We start from the raw sequence: 22,358 nt of genomic DNA, 5'->3' as shown, positions 1-22,358 counted from the left end.
AATCTCGTCAATAAAAGAGATAGAACAAAGCCGCTTTGCATACCCAATCAATCAGCTCAAGGAACTCCAAGAACGCTAGAATCGGCAAAAATCCCATAAAATTGTGCAGTGCTGTAAGATGCGGACGTTACTTAGGGTAGTGGAACGAGAATTCGATAGACTTTGATCTCCATGTCCACAAATGGACGTTGTGCAGGGGAGTAACTGTGAGTGCTGTGGTTTGATTATTTAGCTGTCAACAACCTTCACAAAACAGCGATTGTTAATGCAAGCTTATGTCACAAAGTGATATCAAATCGCAACTTAGACTTAAGGGAGTTGGCCCTCGCTTCCGTGATTCGGCCGGTGAACGGGAGTTTGTGAAGGAGCAAATCAAGATTGGCAAGTCGCCGGTTGAAATAGAGCGCGTCGACCGGGTAGAAAGAAGGGTCGCCGATCTAGGGATCGGGACAGAAACCGCAGAAAATTTCGCCCGAAGTTTCAAAGAGGCCGTTGACACTCGTGAGGCACGCACGTTGCCGCGGCCCAAAAACCCTGGCTTGGAGCGGATTATTGGGGAGAACGATCTGCTCTCATCCGTTTTTCTGGAACGGGGGGCCGAAGCAACCAAATCGGTCTGTTGCATCCAGGAGAACTACCGAAGAATTGGAACCGGATTTCTAGTGACGCCACGATTGTTACTCACCAATTCTCATGTCATTGGGGATCCCGCAACTGCGATGCTGTGTATGGCTGAGTTTAACTACGAGGATCGCTTGATTGGTGTCGGGATGGAAACATCGGTTCCATTTAAACTTGCACCTCAGGCACTCTTTTTCTCTAGCCCCGAAGACGAACTCGACTATACGTTGGTGGCCGTGGAACCGATATCTGTGTCCGGCTCGATTGCGATATCCGACTTCGGATTTCTCCGTTTGGAGACATCGGTCGCCAATGCATTACGGGGCGAATGCCTGAATATTCTCCAACACCCCAATGGTGCGCCCAAGCGGCTGGCATTGCGACAGAACCGATTTACTGCGCTACTCGAACGGTATGTGCACTACGAATCCGATACGCTGCCTGGATCTTCTGGATCCCCTGTGTTCAATGATCAGTGGCAGGTCATTTGCCTACATCATGCTGGTGTACCGCTAAAGGATTCTAAAGGCAATATCCTCACATCCGATAACCGGATCTGGAATCCTGACACGGATGATCCGAATTTAATTAAATGGATCGGCAATGAAGGGATTCGAATTAGCCGAATTGTTGCTGATGTCATACGCCAAGTTGCCAAGAAGCATGGCAACGCTTGGCCAGCAATATTAGCGGAATTTCCCCGTGAAACCAACAACCCACCATACTCAGAGGAACAACTAGGCGACAGGAGGGTTGACGAAGTGCCGCCATCGGAAAAACATCTCGCACCTGGCAATGATATTGAGCAACCTATCTACACTAACAAATGCAGTGTCACAGCACACAGCTTGACCGTTACAGTGAGCGTTGGAGATTCAACCCCTGTCGTGGTAACTTTCTCACATGATACTCCCGACCGAGTTAGAACCTGGCGGAAGTCCAGTGTAAAAAACACAGATACGGGAGATACAAGGACTGAATCGGTAAATCTTGTAGAAAGAGGCCTCCTGAATTTGGAGCGTTCACAGACGCGTACGTATTACGAAAAGGAGCGTGACAAAACGAGCCGAGCCAATTATTATCGTGACATCGACCCGCGCAGCACTTCGTTGTTCGACGATCTCAATGCTCTTGTAACCCAGACGCACAAGCAGCAATTGTCATACAAAGTAGCACGAATTGAACACCTGTATGCCTGGGTCGATCTGCAGCGAGACAAAAAAGTACGGAGTATCTACTCCGATGAACGATTCAATCCGAAACAGTTTATCAAAGAGGATTTTGGGATTGAGAGACACCTGGAGCAGCTTATCGAGCGCCGTTCATTGCGGGAGGGGAATCGCTCGCCGGAGGCGCTGGAACGAATGACGGCAATGCTCGAAGCACAACAACCGTTTAACTGCGAACATGTTGTCCCGCAATCCTGGTTTGGCAACGACGCACCGATGCAAGGGGACTTGCATCATCTGTTCACGTGTCAGAGTCAATGCAATAGTTTTCGCGGGAATCGTCCTTACAACGACTTCGGGAAGTTTTCAATCGCACAGGAAGCGGACCGGCCGAAATGTGGCTTCTCGGATGATGGATTGTTCGAACCGTTCATGGGAAAAGGTAAAGTCGCCAGGGCCACGCTCTACTTTTTCGTGCGTTATCGAGGGCATTTCGAGAACATGTACGAAGATGTGCAACAAGGTTTGGAGACCCTCCTTGATTGGCATGAAGGAACGCCGGTGACCGAGCACGAATTACACCGTAACCAGGCGATCGCGGATATTCAGAAGAACCGAAATCCGTTTATTGACCATCCCGATTGGGCTCGTCTTGTATTTAAAGACTAAACGAAACCGACGCCTGCGGTTTATATAAAACTAAATTATTATACGATCGGAATGGTCGCTTCACCACATCAGACTGAGACAATTCATGAATATGATTCTCGCAATTCCAGATTTTTGAGCCGGTCACGGTGTCGAACTCGCATACCTATACTGTAGCTATTACTCGACTAATTCCATTGTTTTGGCCACCACGCGAAACATGTATTTTCACGCCCTACAAAATTCACGACGTCTCGCTTGAATTAATTCGGAAACTCCCGACGTAGATTGACCGGACAATTCAATTTCGCAGTATTGACTTCCTGCATCCATCGACATCCTTAGTGGGATTTTAACCACATCTGAAAGTCCGCGAAAGTTTTGGGCTAGCTTACGCAAGATGCGGTTGGCCTTAGACTGGCAGCCCAATCACTTCGCTCATTTGCCAAATCTGTACACTCATGATCTACTTACCTTACGCCATGCTGTTTGTCATTCTTGTAACAGTAGCTGGTGTGGTGTGGCTTCTCGGTAGGTTGGAAAACAACGAGTCAACAGCAAATCAGGGACCCCTACGATTCGCGGCAGCAACTATGACAGGGGTTCTCTTGGTGTTTCTATTTAGCATGAGCATCTATGCTGCGGAACCTGCGGACACCGTTGGCTCTTCTGGCAAAGAAATCTTCGATGGTTGTCTTAAAGCCCTTCCACCTATCGTTACTCTGGTTTTGGGCTTTTGGTTTGGTTCCAAAAGCAATTCGAACTAACTTGCTAACCAGTGAGCCCCACGATCACATTTTGAGTCCAATTATGCAATCAGTCATCCCAACACCGGACTATTATGTATAATATTGAGTACAGTTTATGGTCTTAACTTTCGTTGTACTGTTTTCTTAAGGACGATGACATGCATGCTCGCACCATCATTGCAATAGTTCTAACGTTTTTTGCATTAACTCATTTGTCACAAGCTCAAACTCCGCGACAGCGGATTGCTCTGAATGGCAATATTTCCAAGTATGCTATTGGGATTCCTAAATGGGCGTCGGACCGGTCAGTTCACAATCACGGAGAAGCCGGTGACTTGATACTTTTGTCTGCTAATTCAAAGTCAAATGAGAACATCACTGTCGGTGTATATTTGTATTATCGAAAAATTGAGAGACAGGGTGAATCGTGGGTGGATGTGTCTGCTTGGGCTTCTGTTCCCGCATCTCCGTTGGGAACAGAATGGGGCTATCGGTCCAATACTCTAGAATCGGCCGGTGTTTGGACAAGGTTTACTAATACCGAGAAAACAGACAAAGCCTACAACATCCAACTGTTTTTGCCTTATGCCGTGATTGAGTTACCGGAAGGCAATTATCGTTTGCGGTATCGCATACGCGTGTGGGCAAACAATCAGCTTGTGGATGACTTCTATACAAACGAGGATCGTTTAGGTCATCTTGGTGGCACAAATCAATTTCGAGACGGAACGGCAATTTGCGCAGCCATCGACGGTCCGACCATTTGTGAATTCAGTTTACTCGGTACTGATGATGAAAAAACGGTCAATCCTGTAATTACAGGTGAAAAGTAGTTACGCATTTCAGGAGCTTCAATTATGCCGCGTTCGCCGAAATTGCTCTTACAAGATCCCATGATTTGGGTGATGTCTGCATTATTTGGTATATGTGTGGCTTGTGTCATCGCCATTATGATTACCATCTTGTACAGACTCACGATGGATAATTTGCGTAGCCAGACCTTCGCAGTTCGCCTGATGCAAATGACTTTTGGAATGCTGGTTGGTCTTACGGTCACTTATCTCGGTGTTATCGTGGCTTGGTATGGCGTAACTGAAGATTTTGGGCTTGAAGTTGATGGCAGCAAGGCAAAAGGCAAACTTGCCGCCGCCGGTCCTGGCGCATTGTTGGTAATCTGCGGTACATTGCTGGTCTACACTTGCGTTCAGAAAGAATTCATTATTTACGACACTACGCCCATTCCAGGCATCCAAGATTTGAAAGCCGATTCGGTCAAGAGTTTACCAAGTTAAAAAAATGCCGTAGGCAAGTTGCAGTAGAACCAAAGTGTTGGACCACTTTACGCTTAGTAATTGTTGTAGTCTTTTGCCCCCCCCTTGTGGGTGGAAGCAAAAAATCACCCAGTATTTGCAGCCTACCTCGGAAGTGCATGTCAGCCAACTTGCCGCTCGGTGGAGCACATGCTCAGCGTTTGTCAGTTGCCTTTGATAAACCGTCCCTTAATCCGCGCGCATCCTACGATCTGCCGTTGAAGGGGTCGTCAACTCACGCCGTTAATTAGCGATGAATCCAGGTTTGCGGACGGACGCAAGTCCATAACTTGGAACAGGCCTCGGGGATAGTCGACCATCATTCTTGAGGTTGCGAGTTCCACAACGCTTAAATCATTGCCTGGGATTGCTTGTCGGCTCAGTCGCCTTCTTCTGCAACGTCAGGATATCTTGCACCTTCAACGTCGGATAGGCGCTATAAAACGGCGGCTCACAAATTAAGTCACGCTTTTTGACAAATTCCAAAAACGCCTCGGGATGCTCCTTGACCGGTAAGGGTGGCGCGTCTTTGATGTGGACCAGGAGTTTATCAAAGACCTCACCCAATTCATCGACAAAGGAGAGGATGTAGGTTTCAAAGTCGTTGTCGTAGGAAGTGATTACAGCCAATTGATCATCGCCGATGAAGACAAATCTTGCGAAGTGCACGTTTCCCAATTTGGTTAGGGCAACTGCGATCGGATTTTTCTCCGGTGGGAGCTGCTGGAGCGAGGTAATTAATTGCTTGAGCTTCACTTTGTCGTCTGGCGATTTGATGGTCATCACTAACGTCAATGCGTTGGTTACATTCTTGGTCATTACAGGCTCCGGTGTGTTGGTGAAATACTCACGATTGATAAATGCTGCTGATTCGGCAGCTTCGTTGGCCGTCCTCATCGAGACTGACTCCACCGCCTTCCCCTCATTGAAAAAATCGGGAAACCAACCGAAATTTCGCACGTTCCACTCATGCTTAGCCAAAACAGCGTCATTCACTCCAGAAATCCCTGCAGGGCGCTGGAACTGAAAAGGGGACACAGTTCCCTGCAAGCTAAGATTAGACCGCCTGGTGCTCTCGCTATGGCAACTGACGCAGTCAGTGTTAAAAAAGTGGGAGATCTGCGGATTGGCGACGATATCGGGTATTTCCCGAAACGTGGCCGGGTGTTCGCCTCCAGGTAACAACAAGCCATCAAGATTAACAGGTTCGAAGAGTACTGAAGTACTCACTCCAAATCCATTGCCGAAGGTCGAATTCTTAGGATGCGGCATTACTTTATCGCCACCTCGAAAAGTCAACATCTGGGCCTGTTCTGTTCCCAGGGTTGGATGTCCTGTACGAACAAATTTGCCTTCCTGCTTGACCATCGCGAAGAAAATCCAAGGCTCGGGAGAATCAATTCCCATAAAGGCCATCGCACTCAATTGCTCTGCCGAGAGGTGCTTTTTGAGGAAGACCCGGAGCTTCTCAGGAAACTTTATAGTCTCGGAGGCAAATGCCGGATGGACACTCAGTTCCCCATCGCTATTGATCCCGGCAGCCAGGAGTTCCGCTTTGAGCGTGGCGAGATCATCCAGAACGATTTTGAATTTGGCTTTGTCCGGATTGACTCGAGCAGGAAGGCCACTCGCGGTAGCAGGTTCGATGCCAGCCACAAAGCTATAGACCAGATGGGCTGTAACATCATGAACAATGACCTTTTCACCCTGCCGCGTCACAGGCTGGACGATCAGTCGAATCTGTGGCGTAGAACCGAACGCGGCAATTAGCTTTTTGTCGCACCCCGGTGCGGAAGGGTCGATACGAATCCCAGCGATTATCCAGTTCGTCGCGGATTCAAATGCCGCTTTCTGATTGCGAAATTTTATCTGGACAATGTTTCCGGCAGACCCAGAGACATTCACCCCTTGAGCGGTGGTTACCAATTGCTGGAAGGCGTTTTCCGGACAGATTGTACTGATTCCATCGGCCAGTTTTTCATCAAGTGCGATAAGTTTATTCAGGTCATCGCTACTCTTGGGAACTGGCCAAAGTATGGAAATATCGTTCACATCCAATCGCGTAGGGGAAGAATTTGCTCCATCCACTGCGATCGCTACCGAGGCCATGGCAGCGATAAATGCCAAGCACAACGAGAGGATATAGATTTTCTGGCAATTCTTCAGCATGATTCCACTCCTATCAGCATGATGCGTACCGATCTCTCAACAGACTCGCACGTAAGAATTAACGCTGGCGTCTTGCAAATCGGAAAATATCGCCTCATTTCTCGACACGGGAGGTTGCGGCCCGTTATTCCAGCCAAGGATGCATCTCACAGACGGGAATATCAGCGAATTCCCTAACATCAAGTGGTAAGGTAAGTTCGCAGACTTGTGCAGGGACTGGACAATTCGATACTTTATTTGGCGTAAATGCATTACGATGGAGCTTAAGGACATTTAGTGCCCCCAGCCCAAGTTACTGATACAAAGCATTCTTACCAGTACGGACAAAGTTAAATGGAATACCACATCTGGCTAGGGCCACTATACCTTTTACGAGTTGCACCGCTGGGAGCGATACGTCACCATTGTCTCATAGCCAAGATCGCCTCAGTGTTACTACGGTTAAAATGATCTAGTAACGTTCCAGTCATCATGGCTTCGTAGGGAGTTCAAATGAGCTTTGTCACGCTATAAATCCATAGAGTCTCGCTCTTTACACCAACTGAATTCAACGAGGCCGAACATTAAGTCCTCGATTTCGGAGATCGGCACTTGGTAGGGCTCCCAGTCCTCAGGTACAGCAAATTCCAGTGGAACGCTTGTTAATTTCTGTTTGAGCACAAAGCCAAAGGCTTTGGGGCCGTCTTCTGTCTTTGCAACAATGATCTTCCAGAACTGCTTAGGGATTTGAATTTTGACCGGTCCGCTGGAATCTACTCCATTAAAACGTTTATCGGCTGGATCGAGAACTGGCCCAGAAAACATGATCACCCGTTCGGTTGTCGTTTCGTCTGCAATCATGTTTTCGAGGTCGCCCCAATTGTCGACACCTTTCGTAGCCTGATTGAACTTGGCCACTTGTGGTGAACAGTTCGTTGTGTGGAACGTGTCGCCATTCCCCTTTTGCATGTCCTCGAATGAGTCCCCCCAGGCCACATCATCTCGGCGGACAAGATGACCGCGGTCGAAGGCCCCTTGATCCTTGATGAAGAACTTGTCAGGCAATTGCTCTTCGGTAGGAATACGCGGGTCAATTACCCAGGCTTCTTGTGTATTGTCATCCTCGAAGCCGTTGAGTTCATCGCGAGTCGGCTTATGACCGTCGGACAGGAATTTGTCGCCGGGTTGCCAACTGACGTTGGAAGCCGTGAAAAGCGCCAGTCGACGATGCTTATGCATGACGACGGAGAATCGGTGGTACTTCAGTTCATGGCTGCCATCTCCCAGCTGAGAAACGGCATTTACCCCAGCCGCTGTGAGTTGCGGGAGAGGGACCATTTCACCACCGTCGAGCTCTAAAAAGTTCGGATCATATCCAGTCCGCAGTTCCAGGTCGGGATGAATGACCGGGACTTGAAACGTCGCTTCGCGAGCGGCGCTAACGGGTGCCGTCATTGGTACGTCGGCAGCCCCCATTACTGGTTGTGCCAATGTAATTGAGACTTGGATAGGAATCGTCCAAGTGGCCGTCTGGTTTCCAGTCTGATTGGAAATGACTTGAGTATCTGGAATGGCTGCAGACGTGACTCCGCCGCCGCTCAGTGACTCGATGCCGCGCCATACGCGGTCCCATTCGTCAGTCGACGGAACGCTGCCCACAAAGTTAACACCTGCATCCACTACGCGCGGATCACGGGCCAGTTCGAACATCGGCACCGAGTAGTTCGCTTTGAGCGTTATGCCAGCAAAATGTAGCCCCACCACCTCTCCTGTTTCAATATCGACAATAGCGGAACCCGAATTTCCGGCTAGCGTGGAACTGTCGTGGGTCATTGCGGGTACAATGTGGTCGAAGCTCTCGATTCGTTCTCGAACCTCGATCTCGCCAGGAGCCAGGCGCTTGACGCCAAAGGTTGTCCCAAATACTTTTCGTTCTAGCCGTACTGCACGACGAGACCGATCCTTGCCTCGTCCGGGATAGCCAATCGCCACGATATTACGACCGATCAGATCCTCTGGTGCTCGTACTGACATTCGTAGTGTACCATTCGCTGTGGTAAGTCCATCGACCCGGAACAGCGCCATGTCCCAATATGGGTGTATCATAACCACGTCGGTCAGGCGGAAACTGGTGGAAAGATCATTGGGTTCGAGTTCGTTTTCACGTCGGAAATCAATCGCTGACTCAATCCCGGGCACGAAGGACAGTTGATTGCGGACACGACCCACACCGCGCACGAAGGCCTCCGCCACGTGCCGGTTCGTCATCATGAGATTTGGGCCGACGATAAAGCCGGTGCCGATGTGCTGCGGGATTCCTCCGGAGATATCTTCAATGCGACCGATGGATGGAATCACCGTATTGATGCGCGTGCGTACTGGATCTACATTGAGTTGCGTCCATGGTGCCGGGAGCACGTCATATTGATCGTCGATGATGAACACAACCGGGCGGCCATCTTCTTCGACAATCGCTTCGAGATGCCTACGCTCGCGGGGTGAGATGTCTTCAAAGTCGCCGTTCTCCAGTTTACGCAGAGCCACAGCGTCCGCATCAATCGATCGTGTTACAAGATAATCCAACGCTCCCCTGATTCCAGGGGAATTGCCAGGCAGGTTTTCTAGACCACTCTCAACCACTGGCCGAGTCGTTCTCCCTAATGCCAGCGATTCCAGCTTGTTGGCTCCGGCAACCTTGGAAAGCTTTCTACGAAGGGCTAGAAATGAGGCGTCTCTGGGCATGGGAAGTCTCCTGTGAATGGCGAAGGAATGAGAGGATTTTTTTGGTTGTGATCTACCTAGATCCCACCTTGGCGATAATCTTGGCGATGTATTTGTCAAGGCTGTGATCGTTGACACTGGGGAAGAAACCTTCTGATTGCGGTCGTGAGACTGATTCCGACAACGAACGATTCACCCGAACAACCTCCTGTCCAATCCGCGATTGGAGGACTTCGTACTCAGCTTCACTCAGCATGGGCAAACCTTGGTTTTGCGATTCCAATTGCAGCGACTCTACGCCAAGGTGTTCTGTCTGTGGCAGAGTCTGACCATTCTGTAGGTTGCCTCGTGCATCGAAATGCAGCAAGCGACCTACATGCCTATAACCCGGAGGTACACGGGGCACGATGTCGTCGTCATTCACAAAACGGAAGAACTTACCGAAGTAGTGTTGCTGGAAGAACATTTGAAAAGCACCGGTACCGACAGCGGGTTGTCCAAATGTCACGATCCAGGATGCTGGCATGAAATTTTGCCACTCGGCAGCCATCACAGTTGCAAGAGCTCCGCCCAAACTATGACCTGTCAAAATGAGCTTTCGCCCGTGGATTCCTGTTATAGTCGACCTTATTCGAGACTCGACGGCTTGAAAAGCGCCGAGGAACCCCCGGTGTACAATTCCGTAGTCACGTGTTCGACCAGGAACATTTATGTTTCGCAGCCAGTCGCCACGACTTTCGGTTCCGCGAAATGAGACTAACGCGATTTCAGGGGACGACGCGACAAAGCATTGCGTGTCATCGACATCTATGAACTCACAGGAATCGAACCCCCATGCTCTCGCCGAGCCAAGGCACGTCGACCTGACACTCACTTCGGACTCATAAGCCAGTTTGCTCGCGAGCGCCAACGACAAGGCGGCCTTCCAGTTGAAGGTCGAGTTCGAGAGGGAGTCCTGGTGGAACGGTGCGGTGTCAATCGCCGGCGGTGAAGGTACTGATTGACCTTCCGTCGTTTTGGGAATTACATCGGAAATCAGATCTCTGTTCGAATCCCGATGAAGTACGGGTGTTCCCAATGACACTGACACTGTCAATGTATACGATGGTGTCAGAAAAGTAGCTGAAGACTTTTTCATCGGATTATCTCGCTGTCGAAAATTTTTGTGTCACTGCCTGTTCCTGAGTTATGAATTGCAGATGATGTCTGGCAGTTGCTCGTTGCGTAGTGCGGTGCCTCGTTACCAAAATTGACCTGCCCGTACTCCTCCGAACCAGCTGCGAACAACTGAGTGGATTCCGATCGCGGTCCTTCAGATGCTGGCCGATGTTCGACAGCGTCAGCCCAGCACTCCATCGTATCCTCAGGAAGCGCAGAGTTGAGCCACGGAGAAGCTTGGAGTAAATCCAAGTGAAGAACACCCCCATGTGAGTAATACCGCTCCTCGCGAGACCGTAATGCATCGCAGTGAGACTTGGAAATAGCGGCCATCTTCCTCATCTGCCAATAAAGTGGAACACCAAATTGCAGAGAGCGTCTGTCTAGAGTTGCTAAGCCATGAATAATCTTCGACACACTGTAGTAATCGAGAAGGGCGTCATACACGTTTTGTTCTAAGACACTTGGTCGTACTCGTCTCGGAAAAGTTGTTACGAAGTGGCCACTATAATAGTCAAGATTGTCCTCGCAAATTCGATGCCTAGGTAGAGACCTACCCGGCAGAGCTGGGTATTCCGACAAGCAATAAAGGCTCAGTCCAGCGACCCCCTCCTTTCGACAAAACTCGATGATCTCCCACGGAGTATCTTCCGTGTCATCATCGAATCCGACCATAAAGAGACCAAAGACTGCGATCCCATGAGACTGTATCTGATCGATGGTCCGGCGAATGTCATCAACACTCTGCCGTTTTTCAATGGATGTCAATTGCTCATCCCGAAGCGTTTCCATCCCGACTGAGACTGTCGACATCCCTGCCTTTTTCATCAAGTCCAGGATGTGTGGGCGACTGCCAATTTCTACGCGGCAAAGGGATGAAAATACGCAATTCAGATCTGCATTGATAATTGACTGAAGCGTCTGCTCAGTATGCGTTGGGTTTGTGCCGAAGTTACTGTCTGAAATCCAAAACCGATTTGTCCCGAAAAACTTCTTTTTTTCCCGAATGTCAGCAATCATACCACTTGTAGTATTGCGACGAAAACCCGTCCCCCCTATCATATTCTCGTAGCAGAAAGAGCATGGAAATGGACATCCCCGAGAAGTGCCAACCAGGGCACATCTTTGAGTCAATGTCAGCATGTCAGCAAGCCGAGACCGTGGATTATATCCCGCGAGTAAAGACAGGTTCTCCCTGTGTCCTGCAACTGACATGTAGGGACGTCGCGGATTATGAACTGCACGACTTCCCTCGCAATACGAAATCCCAGAGACGTTCTGAAAGGACGATTTGGAATCAACGGCTGCAAGAAGCTCTACAATTGTGATCTCCGCTTCGTCTCGAACAACGACATCCGCAAAGTTGAGGGCTTCCCGTGGACTCACCGTTGCATGCGGTCCCCCGGCGATCACCAACAAATTAGGATTTGTCTTCTTCAAGTCGCGAGACAATCTTGCAACTCGAGACAGGTTTGGAGCGGTAACCGCGAAGCCGACAACGTCTGAATTGGCAAGCCGATCATGATTGACACCGTTTAGAACCTCCACGTAGACAGCGACATCATGACCGCGTTCATGAAGTGCTGTCCCAATTGGAAGAACCCCATGCCGAGGCATGACGTATTGCGACGTCAGATTCGGAAACGTCGACTCCAAATCAACAAGTGTCACCTTTCTCGGCATACTATGACATCCCCATTATTGTTGTGAGTCCTTTTGGCTTGGCTGGCCCCAACCCTGCGATACGATCTGCCATGCTCGGCGTACTTCGTTGGAAGTCGATCGCTTGATAACTTGTTCGAGGTCATGGCGAGAATCAGTATCCTGGATTGTTCCGAGCAGCAGAATGCCTCCAATTACCGATGGCCAACGATGGTCAAGTTGCATCGCTGCCTTCCGATAGAGGGGAATGATCCGGCTATCTGTTCGAACGTCGAGTATGTCCTCTGCGTCCTTTCTCTCCAGTGGGCTGTCCTCAGCAATAGACGTCAGTAGCGCGTCTCGATCAGCACTTTGAAGAACGACATCTTGAGTCTTGCTCCATTCCATTATTAGTTGCAGTGTGGCGCGAATAATTGTGTTTTTCTCGACCCTATACGCGGACAACGCAGTTTGGATATCGAGAGTAAGCCCCACGGCCTGCTCATCTAGAGAGAGGGCAACGCGTGACTTATGCCGATAGAATCCAAGAGCCTGCACTGCGACTTGACGAACCGTTGTATAAGGCGAGGTCAACGCCAGCTTTCTGATCAAGCTGTCGACATCGGGAGAGGGCACATTATACATCGTCGCAAGCACATTCCCCTGTGTACGCAAGAGGTTACTTGAGAAGACAGCGGTCAACATCTCTGGTGTCGGGCGAAGCAACTCTGCACCGAAGAAATAGACTTCATTGTACATGGGAGTCTCCCACTTGGAGAACTTCCCAGTTTTCATCTCGTCAGCCAATGCCTCTGCGATTAGGAACTCCTGAAAGGATTTGTGACTGAACCGAAAGCGATCGCCAACTCGAGTGAAAAACGAACAGTTGAAGATACTGTTGGCGCATTCTTCGACTTGTGCTTGGTCTGGCTGCATTGTGCCGAAGCTACGTGTTGCGAACAATTTTAGCTCGCTCAAGCTCCATTCCGAGATGGACTTGTCGTGCCAATGGAATGCCAACTCGCGGAGGAAGACACGGCGTTCGGAAATCGGCCAGCGAGCAGCAACGGCTTGATCTGCTGAAAGCGTCTCCAGTGTGAACGATCGATAGAGGTCAACACGGCGAACAACAGGCGTCCCTGTCGCTGCCTTTTGGAAGTCTTCGGGAGTGAGCTTCGACACGTATTTGCAGAACAAAAAGAGGTGAATCGGCGAACGGCAGACATCTTTGAGATGCTGCGAAGTCTCTAGAATGCTCGCCGTCTCGACTGGCAGTGCAGGTTGCCAAAGTTGTAGATATTCCGAAACTTGTTCATCGGAGAATTGGGCCAGCTTGACGATGGTGTCCGGGTGAACAATTGCAATGTCGTCAGCTGACGGGAAGAACGTGTCGCGACAGGAAATCACCAGTTGCAGAGCCGACAGCCCGCGTGCCTCGTCCAGCATAGCCAGAATCTGTGAGACACGCTGATAGTCAACGCGATCGCAATACTCGTCGAGTCCATCAAGCAGCAATACCACTTGATGATCTGGGTCGTTGAACAGTTCGCTCACCGATGCAGGCGATATGTTGACACTGTAGCGCGCCAAAAACGCAGCCACCCCCTCAGCGAGTGATGTCTTGCCCCTACAGGCGTCCAGGCGGCAGTAGATTGGGATTGGCTTCTCGGGATAGTCACTTAAGGCGTTTTGAGCCATGTCACGCCCCAAGACATGCAGCACGCTGCTTTTCCCGCTTCCATATCCCCCAAGCAGCAGAGTCGTCGAATGATTCTCAACTGGAACGCAGAGTATCTTCGTGAACCACTCGATGATTTTTTGCCGAAACACGCCGTCTTCGACTACTCTGCCGACATAGGCTGAGGGCGTGACGAAGCCTTTAGCAATCTGCAGTTTAGCAAAGAGTTCTGGCGCATTGTTCAGATACTGCCAGATCGCCCAGTACCAAGACGCCTCGCTTTTGGGGGCGGGTACCTCAACTGGTTCATAACCCAACTCATTCAAGCGAAGCAATATACTTTGGATCGATACTGCTTTGAGTTGCAGACTCTCGTCATGCCGTGCTCGATGAAGGCCACACAGCGAGTAATTCTCCCCATCCTTGCGAAAAACTCCACCGCCACTCATCCCGGATCGTGAATGAGTTCCATCGAACGTGATGATGTTGTCAACAACCTTTTCGATCGTCTGTAGCGCATAGCCTGGCTTAGGTCGGACAATGTTGTCGTTTCCATTGTTGTGACCCGCGAACCCGGCTTCTCCCTCTGGATAGCCGGAAATGACGCACTGGTCTCCTAGCTCCAGATTTGTCAGGTGCCAGCGCCGAGTTAAGGAATGACTTGTCCGCGAATGGGACCAGTTTAGCTCAGTAAAAGCCAACAGTGCCCAGTCCGCGGTCTCAATATCCTCAACCGGCTGATTGTAGAACGTGTTGCCAGAATACGTCTTCAGGGGTATTACTGACGTAACTGGCTCAACTGGAATCCCATCAGCTTCTTCATAGCCGTAACCAGCGGGATACACCCAAAGGTTTTCATACCTTGGACCGAGTTCCTGGTCGTTCTTACCCTTGCGGCGAATCACATGGGCACACGTCAGAATGAATGTTTCTTCCGTACCGGGCTGTAACTTCCTTTTCAACCGAATGCCAACACCGGAACCTTGTCCGCTCTCGCCTTTCGACGAGACTCGGATGTACCACACAGAACTACTCGGATAGGGAATCATGCAAATAAGATGCGTTAAGTAGATAGTGCTTCCAACTCAAAGAGACCAAGCCTAAGACACTCAACGAATTCGAGATTGTCGATTCCAGCTAAAAACAAAGTCATGTCCCTGTTTAGTCGCAGTTTTCCCGATCGTTGCTTGTGTAATTTGTAGAAACTCGTACTTCCGTCCTGTCCGCTTCGCTCCATGCTAAGAAACATACAGCCATCTGAGCTGGACCTTAACTGTCGAAACAACTCTCCTACACCGTTTTGAACTGCAGCATCACGTAAAACATGGCCATTAAAGCAAAACGATTCGTAAACATAAGGCATGCTAGCAATTGCTCGCATTAATTCACTGAGTGTAAATTCCGAAAATCGATTCTTAGAATCTATTTCTATAAATGCACGCGAATTGGCATCGTATGCCCAGAATGAAATGTTTGCTGGAAGGCTCGTCACTCGAGCTTCGGCAAACTCTTTGGTAAACGAGCGATTTATAGGATCGGCTAAGAGTACATTCCCGAAGTAAGGTCCACCTATAAACGTTTTGTACAAAAGAAATCGCATCAACGTGAGACCGAATGCTCGAATCCCATGACTCTTCATATTATCTAAGTTCCAGCGTTTCATAGAATCGCTGTTATACACCAAGCAGCCCGTTTGCTTTGCAAGATAAAGTAGGTAGGCATATCCTGCGGCACTAAAAACATGAATTCGCTGAAAGCATTCCAGCCGTTCCTTGCCAATTAATGCCAACCATAGAACTTGCTGACTGCAACCATACCCAGGACCATCAAGAATGAGCGTAGATTTCTGAATATCGTAACTATGAATAAACGACTTTATGGATTGACGGACTTGCTCTAAGTCCCGTTGAGTTGGGTACATTATAATGCCTATCTGGTTACACCCATATTTTGCAACGAAAATTCACCGATGCACCCAAACCACTTAGATCCTGGGCGCAGTACTCCTAAAAAAAACACATCGTTCATGTCGCCATCAAAAGTATTGACACCTAGCTCTTAGGAAAATCCATCAGCATTTTCCAATTCACTTGAAACACAAAAGATGTCCAAATTGGATCATAGCGAAATAGGATGGTTCACCCTGGCTTGGAGTGGGTTGCCTACTCATGGGAGGAGGGGCGCCAAGTTCAATTCATTCAGTGAGTCATTAAGGAAACAACGACTGAAAAAAATCGTCGCAACCAAGCATTCCACTGAAATATACGGGGATTTCTGCTTTCGCCAGAGCTAGCTGTCAGTCGCTCACCCAAATTATGGCGATCGACAGGTGGAAGAGACGAAGACAAAAACGGCCTGTGTTGTGGAAGCCAAAGGGAAACAACAAATCTCGCTGCACTATACCGACTCAAGAACCTGGATTGACCAAATTTTTAACTAACCCAAAAAATTGACAATCACAAGAGGGCAAGCTAAAACAAATGCGGTTTCCCGCCTGACCGTCGCATCGACTTGCCCCTCGAGGTAACGTGTCATGGCGGGGACCACTTGATTATCCATTCGATGTTCTTTCGCTTGCCATTAAGTTAAATTGCTCGAGCATAGAGCTTGACTCAACATCAGCCTTTCACCGCGTGCCAGCACATTCTTACTAGAGCAACTGCCCTAATTCAAGAACGCCAATACCTTTCAGCAGACCTACATTTCAAACTATGACATTTCGCTGAGCCAAGGAGGCACGATGAAAGACGAATTCGTTAGTAATAAGGAGGATTCTAGCGACACGGCTAGTAACTTGCTCCGGGCAGCTATTGCGAACGACCAGTTTGCCTGGGTCGACTTGGTGCACCGTTATTCACGACGGATTTACTTGCAATGCCGTGATTCTGGGTTGCAAGATGCAGATGCGGCGGAAGTGATGCAAGGAGTGTTTATAACGGTGGCAAAGTCGCTATCAAAGCTAAGGCGTGACCGGCCCGGCGACACATTCCGGGGCTGGTTAAGAACCGTCACGCAGAGCAGGATTCACGATTGGTATCGACGCAAAGGAAAGGAGGCCCGGATTGAAGCCACTGGAGGGACCGATCATTGCTTATCGCTAGGACAACTTCCTTGCGGAGATGCGACTACCTGCTCCGCGCAAATATTTGGCCCACCGAGTTTGGAAGCTCAAGCTGTCGCGCAAGTTCGAGAATCATGCAAGCCGGAACACTGGCAAATCTATATGGCTTATGTCAGCGAGACGAGCACGCCCGAAGAGTTGGCAGAACGATTTCAAGTAAGCGTGGGAAATGTTTATATCATCAAGAGTCGACTAACGCAAAAAATCCGCAAGGCATACACTCAACTCGCGCGGACGGAAACAGCTGCTTCCGTGACAGAGGAAACACGCTAAATTGCAGAACGATTGAGCGCAGCCGATAGTTCGGCGGAAGTGCCATGAAATCCATTGACATAAAATCGAGCTGTTTTACTGATCTGCAGTTGCAGGCATTTCTGCGAGGCGAACTTCATGAGCCGCAGGTAGCCGAGATTGGCGATCATTTACAACAGTGTCCCGACTGTCTGGAAATTCTCAATCGATTGTCTGCCGAAGAGCCGAGCGACTCGATTGTCGGTTGGGTGGAAGAATATGAAGGGAATCTGATTCAGGAACCTGGCTATTTGCGGATGCGGGCCAATCTGCTGAATAGAATGCTACCTGGTTCGACGGAGTTGGTCGAGATTCCACAGCAACTCGACCAATACGAATTGCTCGAACCGTTGGGACAGGGGGCAACGGGCAAGGTATATAAAGCCCGGCATCGCCACCTGGGAAGATTGGTCGCCATTAAAGTCCTCGCGCCGGATCGTCTGTTAGACGAAGCGATGATCGCTAACTTCTATCATGAAATGGCTGTCGTCGGACGACTGCAGCACAGTAATGTTTTGCATGCGGTCGATGCCCGTTCGTCTGCTGGATTGCACTTGTTGGTTATGGAGTATGTCCCAGGGCTGAGTCTGCACGAAATCTTGCAACGCTTGGGAAAAGTCCCCTGGAGTGATAGCGTGGACATTGTGCGGCAGGTGGCGCTAGGACTGCAATACGCCTGGGAACAAGATTTGATCCACCGCGACATCAAGCCATCCAACCTCTTATTGAGTGAAAACGGGATTGTAAAAATCCTCGATTTTGGCTTGGCGAAATTCAGCGCTGGCACAGTTACGGCAGCAGATCGGTGGGCCATTGTAGGTACGAGCAATTATATGTCTCCCGAACAATGGTCAGGCAGTCAAGTCCACGATATCCGATCCGATCTCTATTCGCTGGGTTGCACTTGGTACAAACTTGTGACTGGGCAAGCCCCCTTCGCGCCGTTTGAGGGAGATCTGTCGGTCAAAAAGCAGGCCCATCTGGCTGCCACGATCCCCGCTGCACGTGAGCTAATACCGGAATTTCCAGTGGAGTTAGATGCGGCCCTACAAAAGCTACTTGCTAAGTCTCCCGCAGACAGGTTTCAGACTCCACAGGATTTGGTGGATCTATTGCTGCCGTACCGCCAAAGCGCGAACCTGGTTAAGCTTTTGGGGCGTGCCCGTGTAGCAGTCGATGACACCTCGCGGATAGCCGATGGAAAGGAAGTAACGCAAAAGGAACGCTTACCAGGAATACCACCGAGTCATGGATGGCGACCACGATACTGGTTGGTAGGAATTATTGCGGTCGCGTTATTACTTAGCGGGGGATGGCTAATTCGCGTACTTATCAGCAGTCCTCAAATCCCTGGTTGGAAACCGTTCACGCTGGATGCCAACTACGCAACCTACTCATCCGATTTGTCGGGAAAAGTGGAAGCGATCAAGAATGGGAATCGTACGCAACTAAGAATGGAGGGGATCGAGCCGACTTTTTTGAAAGTTGTACAGATTCCGACTAACACTTTGGCGCTCCGGCTTGAGATAGGAGAGCCGTTTCGAGGGCGAGGTGGAATCTTTTGGGGTTTACATCACGAGATTCAAGCGATTCCAGCCAATATACCGCCCGGGAATTCTCGCAATATCATCTCTGTGCAAACGTTGGAGTTGACTAAAAACGTCGATTCCAACCCCGCGAAAACGATTTACAGTCTTGCGCATTCCCAATACTCCTTTAATCTAAACATAAACAATTTTCGGTATATTGACCACATGTTACAACGCTGGGACGTCGAGTGGGATAAACAACGCGCGACACAGCGGATGGAGGTTGAATACACAAAGGCAGGAATGTCAGTTAAATGGAATGACCGATCGTTGCCGACCGAGTTGCCGACACAAGTCCTGCCAACCTTGGGAGCTCTGAATCAGGTTGGCTGGGCTGGCATGGTACTCAATAATGGATTGATGACGGTGAATCATTTTTTGCAATTCAGAAATAACTAATTTGGAGAACCTCATGGGCATCTCTGTGCCAACTGGTCTTGTGAATTGTCTCTGCGGAGCAACTGGGCAGGTTTGTGTCAAAGGGACAGGTGCGAAATCTGGATCGGTTGTTGCCAATCGCGTGTATGGCGCAATTTATCAGCCACCGACGACGCCACCCAATCCAACACAAGGACCACCCTCAGGAGCGTTGTATTGCATCCCCCAAACCAATGGTGATTGGTGTTTAGGAAATGTTTCTGGCGCGGCTTGCAGTGCCCCACCGACACCATATCCTCTAAACTCTATTTGGTGTTGGGTGGAATATTTAGATTCCTTTGGTACACCGACTTACCAAGTCTGGACTCAGGAATTTCGTGGAAAATGCGTAAGTTCCTTACCATCGTGTTGCCCTTCCGCAAGTTCCAGTTCAAGCAGCTCGTCCTCCTCCTCGGGCCCTTAAGAACGGTTTGGGTAATTCTCTTGTTAAGAGTTTATGTTCACACAAGTAATATTAACTTAACATTTGAGGTTCTGCAGTGCTACATTTTGTCCGCCCTTCAGGTGAGGTAGTTGATCTGAGCAACCTTTATCGAAGATCTTCGGCGTTTTTGGTGTGTAGTGGTCCATCGCTTAAGAATCACGAATTGGGAGCGCTCCATCAGCGCGGAATCCTAACGTTGGCGGTCAACAACGCTGCCACGGTAGTGCGGCCCAATTTGTGGACATGCGTCGATGATCCCGGTAATTTCTCAGACGCTATTTGGCGCGACCCGGGGATTGTCAAGTTCGTGCCGGAAGATCATTTTGCAAAAGAGATATTTATTCGAGATGCGAAAATTAATTTGATACCATCTACTCTAAAAGTTCGTGATATGCCAGTCGTATTTGGATATGCGCGAAATGAACGGTTTGTTGCCGAGAGTTTTTTGACCGAGAAGACGATATGTTGGGGTAATAGTGCAGGAAAGATTGACGAACTTGGTCAAAAGGGCTCGCGTTCTGTAATGCTGGTAGCCCTACGTCTATTACATCATTTGGGGTGTCGGATTATTTACCTATTAGGCTGCGACTTCCGGATGGAATATGGTAAACAGAATTACGCTTTTGAACAGGATCGTTCTCCTTCATCTGTCCGTGGCAACAATCGTAGCTATGAAATACTTAACTATCGCTTGGCAGCCTTGAAACCTTATTTCGATGCAACAGGCGTACAGATATACAATAGCACTCCCCATAGTGAATTGACAGCGTTTCCGACAATCGAGTATGCGGTTGCAATCCAGCGCGCGATTGCCGAGCAGCCGAACACAATTATCACTAGCGGGATGTACGATCGAGTTGCTCGTGAACGTGAACAGGCAAAGAAATCAAAACACATACTCATGAATGCAGATTCGGGAATAAGCATGACTCCATTAGAGTTCACGACAATCGTGGCGGTTGATGAGCTGCATCTACCAGAACTGCGTTTAGTCTGGCCTACTTGGGAAATGAATCGGCCAGAGATACTTAAGCAACCATTGCTCATCATCTGTGATGGGAATAGGTCGTTGAGCAGTTGGGAAGAACAACTGCGGTTTGTTAATCACCCAGAAAAGCGGCTTGTAAGCTGGAATATGACCGATGTATCACAACGGGAGAAGATGTTAACGGGATTGGTGGTCTGTGCTGCAACCAAAATCAACACTCCTTGGTATCTTAAGCTTGATACTGATGTTGCGGCAATAAGATCTGGAAACTGGCTAGATTTATCCTGGTTCAGTCCAAGTCAAGATGGAAGAATGCCCGTCTTCATCGCACCCGCTTGGGGTTACACAAAACCTGCGAATATATTAACGGAGTTAGACAAATGGGGGGATAATAATAACTTCATCAAAAGTTTTCCCAGATTGAATTTCCCTATTCGCGATGGGCAGGAGCGGTTTTGCCATCCCCGCATTATTTCGTGGTGCTTTTTCGGTAATACGGATTGGACCAAGAAAATATGGGCAGAGTGCGGCGAGAGGTTGCCAGTTCCTTCGCAGGACACTTTTTTGTGGTATTGTGCTCATCGACGCGGTGACTATTACGTGCGACAGCGAATGAATGAACATTGGGCTCATATTAAAAATCGCCGTCGATTGCAAGCTGCCTGCCTTCAGGCGATCTCGCTCCATAGAGCCAAGGCTTCTCCTGAGGTTTTGGGAGCGGACAAAACTCCGCATTCTCTAATACCCCAAGTCACAAATCGAGGAGTACTCTACCTCCTCACCGGTATTAAGCATGCTGTCCGGCTCGCGGTCAGCATCGCCAGCTTGCGTCGCTACTTTGCCGGGCCGGTCACCATCATGAGTACCCAACCCGAATCGCACGCGTTAGTCGGTTTATTCACAAAGGACCACCGTTTGAACGTATCGCAATTGCAAATTCCACATGTGCAGCGAGAAAAGAATTCCGCATTCCTTACAAAGGTGGCGATGTTACCACATACACCTTATGAAACCTCCTTGTTCTTGGATGCCGATACATTGGTGACCGGATCGATCGAACCACTCTTTGAAGCGGCGGAGGATTCTGGTTTCGCGACAACACAGTTTTCCAAGTGGGTCACTTCGGGACGTAAAATGCAAGGTAGAATACGTTCATGGTTTGATGTTCCGCAAACACTCTTTTCCCGCGAAGAGTTTCACAGACTGCTATTGGAGAATTTGCAAGGATTACCCGCCATCAATTGCGGTGTGCATGCTTATCGGCGTGGAATTCCGTTGTTGCAGAGTTGGTGGAGTCTGGTCGATGCGGGATGGGATCGGTTTATCTGTGATGAAGTGGCATTGCAAATCCTCCTACCGCGATTTCCGCATCGGATTCTTGATCATCGATTCAATTTTTCTCCTAGATATGGTCCACCGGAAGAGGATGCACGAATCTGGCATTTCCACGGTGGCAAGCACTTAAGTCCTGGATTGGCAGCGGAAAAGTGGTTGCCTGCGTTGCAAACAGTCTGGCATGAGAATATCGCCGACATTCAGGCATGGTATCCAGCCCAAGATCAGAACTTACACTCGATCCCTCCTGCCCAGCTTACCCAGTATGCGGTGTAAGGAGAGATTGCTTGATAATCTTCATTGTTTCCTTAAGAAGTATTCACAATCAA

13 protein-coding genes are annotated in these 22,358 nt (G+C 49.2%); 7 read left to right on the top strand and 6 right to left on the bottom strand.

All coding sequences use genetic code 11. From position 1 onward, the window contains the following. Positions 1 to 275: 275 nt before the first annotated feature. From SFX18_17615 to SFX18_17600, 4 genes are all read left to right on the top strand, one after another. Positions 276 to 2,459 carry an endonuclease gene (locus tag SFX18_17615; GenBank protein MDX1964970.1) on the top strand — a complete coding sequence of 728 codons (2,184 nt, stop codon included), beginning with the start codon at positions 276 to 278 and terminating at the stop codon, positions 2,457 to 2,459. A gap of 440 nt (positions 2,460 to 2,899) precedes the next feature. Continuing rightward, the gene (locus SFX18_17610; protein ID MDX1964969.1) at positions 2,900 to 3,205 is read left to right on the top strand and encodes a hypothetical protein; all 306 of its coding nucleotides are present in this window, start codon (positions 2,900 to 2,902) and stop codon (positions 3,203 to 3,205) included. A 140-nt stretch (positions 3,206 to 3,345) separates the two neighbouring features. Beyond that, on the top strand, positions 3,346 to 4,020 hold the full coding sequence (locus tag SFX18_17605; protein ID MDX1964968.1) for a hypothetical protein: 675 nt from the start codon (positions 3,346 to 3,348) through the stop codon (positions 4,018 to 4,020). 24 nt (positions 4,021 to 4,044) lie between these two features. Then, complete coding sequence (locus SFX18_17600; GenBank protein ID MDX1964967.1) at positions 4,045 to 4,479, top strand: hypothetical protein; 435 nt, start codon at positions 4,045 to 4,047, stop codon at positions 4,477 to 4,479. A gap of 372 nt (positions 4,480 to 4,851) precedes the next feature. On the opposite strand, the gene SFX18_17595 is transcribed toward SFX18_17600, so the two are convergent. From SFX18_17595 to SFX18_17570, 6 genes are all read right to left on the bottom strand, one after another. Further along, positions 4,852 to 6,666: a hypothetical protein gene (locus SFX18_17595; protein ID MDX1964966.1), complete on the bottom strand. Its 1,815-nt coding sequence runs from the start codon at positions 6,664 to 6,666 to the stop codon at positions 4,852 to 4,854. 507 nt (positions 6,667 to 7,173) lie between these two features. Further along, the gene (locus SFX18_17590; protein ID MDX1964965.1) at positions 7,174 to 9,387 is read right to left on the bottom strand and encodes a DNA/RNA non-specific endonuclease; all 2,214 of its coding nucleotides are present in this window, start codon (positions 9,385 to 9,387) and stop codon (positions 7,174 to 7,176) included. 52 nt (positions 9,388 to 9,439) lie between these two features. Continuing rightward, positions 9,440 to 10,504 carry a lipase family protein gene (locus SFX18_17585; GenBank protein MDX1964964.1) on the bottom strand — a complete coding sequence of 355 codons (1,065 nt, stop codon included), beginning with the start codon at positions 10,502 to 10,504 and terminating at the stop codon, positions 9,440 to 9,442. Further along, positions 10,501 to 11,667 carry a radical SAM protein gene (locus SFX18_17580; GenBank protein MDX1964963.1) on the bottom strand — a complete coding sequence of 389 codons (1,167 nt, stop codon included), beginning with the start codon at positions 11,665 to 11,667 and terminating at the stop codon, positions 10,501 to 10,503. The genes SFX18_17585 and SFX18_17580 overlap by 4 nt, the downstream gene beginning before the upstream one ends. Before the next feature lie 555 nt (positions 11,668 to 12,222). Further along, a complete protein-coding gene (locus tag SFX18_17575) occupies positions 12,223 to 14,892 on the bottom strand; it encodes an NACHT domain-containing protein (protein MDX1964962.1) in 2,670 nt (889 codons plus the stop codon). 14 nt (positions 14,893 to 14,906) lie between these two features. Next, positions 14,907 to 15,764, bottom strand: a complete 858-nt coding sequence (locus SFX18_17570) for a hypothetical protein (protein ID MDX1964961.1) — start codon at positions 15,762 to 15,764, stop codon at positions 14,907 to 14,909. Positions 15,765 to 16,583: 819 nt separating this feature from the next. Between SFX18_17570 and SFX18_17565 the strand changes: the two genes are divergently transcribed. The 3 genes from SFX18_17565 (at position 16,584) to SFX18_17555 (ending at position 22,305) form a co-directional block, all read left to right on the top strand. Further along, positions 16,584 to 17,237, top strand: a complete 654-nt coding sequence (locus SFX18_17565) for a sigma-70 family RNA polymerase sigma factor (GenBank protein MDX1964960.1) — start codon at positions 16,584 to 16,586, stop codon at positions 17,235 to 17,237. Positions 17,238 to 17,281: 44 nt separating this feature from the next. Continuing rightward, positions 17,282 to 19,243: a protein kinase gene (locus tag SFX18_17560; protein ID MDX1964959.1), complete on the top strand. Its 1,962-nt coding sequence runs from the start codon at positions 17,282 to 17,284 to the stop codon at positions 19,241 to 19,243. Positions 19,244 to 19,902: 659 nt separating this feature from the next. Continuing rightward, positions 19,903 to 22,305, top strand: a complete 2,403-nt coding sequence (locus tag SFX18_17555) for a hypothetical protein (GenBank protein MDX1964958.1) — start codon at positions 19,903 to 19,905, stop codon at positions 22,303 to 22,305. Positions 22,306 to 22,358 lie beyond the last annotated feature (53 nt).

It is taken from the genome of Pirellulales bacterium (assembly GCA_033762255.1).
GTDB lineage: Bacteria > Planctomycetota > Planctomycetia > Pirellulales > JALHPA01 > JANRLT01.
Note: the sequence above shows the minus strand (reverse complement) of the source record. Positions and strands in the feature narration are given on the sequence as shown.

Coding starts and splice junctions, on each gene's coding strand:
- SFX18_17610 (MDX1964969.1), top strand. CDS start 2,900: ATGATCTACTTACCTTACGCCATGCTGTTTGTCATTCTTGTAACAGTA.
- SFX18_17585 (MDX1964964.1), bottom strand. CDS start 10,504: ATGAAAAAGTCTTCAGCTACTTTTCTGACACCATCGTATACATTGACA.
- SFX18_17560 (MDX1964959.1), top strand. CDS start 17,282: ATGAAATCCATTGACATAAAATCGAGCTGTTTTACTGATCTGCAGTTG.
- SFX18_17600 (MDX1964967.1), top strand. CDS start 4,045: ATGCCGCGTTCGCCGAAATTGCTCTTACAAGATCCCATGATTTGGGTG.
- SFX18_17575 (MDX1964962.1), bottom strand. CDS start 14,892: ATGATTCCCTATCCGAGTAGTTCTGTGTGGTACATCCGAGTCTCGTCG.
- SFX18_17570 (MDX1964961.1), bottom strand. CDS start 15,764: ATGTACCCAACTCAACGGGACTTAGAGCAAGTCCGTCAATCCATAAAG.
- SFX18_17580 (MDX1964963.1), bottom strand. CDS start 11,667: ATGCTGACATTGACTCAAAGATGTGCCCTGGTTGGCACTTCTCGGGGA.
- SFX18_17615 (MDX1964970.1), top strand. CDS start 276: ATGTCACAAAGTGATATCAAATCGCAACTTAGACTTAAGGGAGTTGGC.
- SFX18_17605 (MDX1964968.1), top strand. CDS start 3,346: ATGCATGCTCGCACCATCATTGCAATAGTTCTAACGTTTTTTGCATTA.
- SFX18_17590 (MDX1964965.1), bottom strand. CDS start 9,387: ATGCCCAGAGACGCCTCATTTCTAGCCCTTCGTAGAAAGCTTTCCAAG.
- SFX18_17565 (MDX1964960.1), top strand. CDS start 16,584: ATGAAAGACGAATTCGTTAGTAATAAGGAGGATTCTAGCGACACGGCT.
- SFX18_17595 (MDX1964966.1), bottom strand. CDS start 6,666: ATGCTGAAGAATTGCCAGAAAATCTATATCCTCTCGTTGTGCTTGGCA.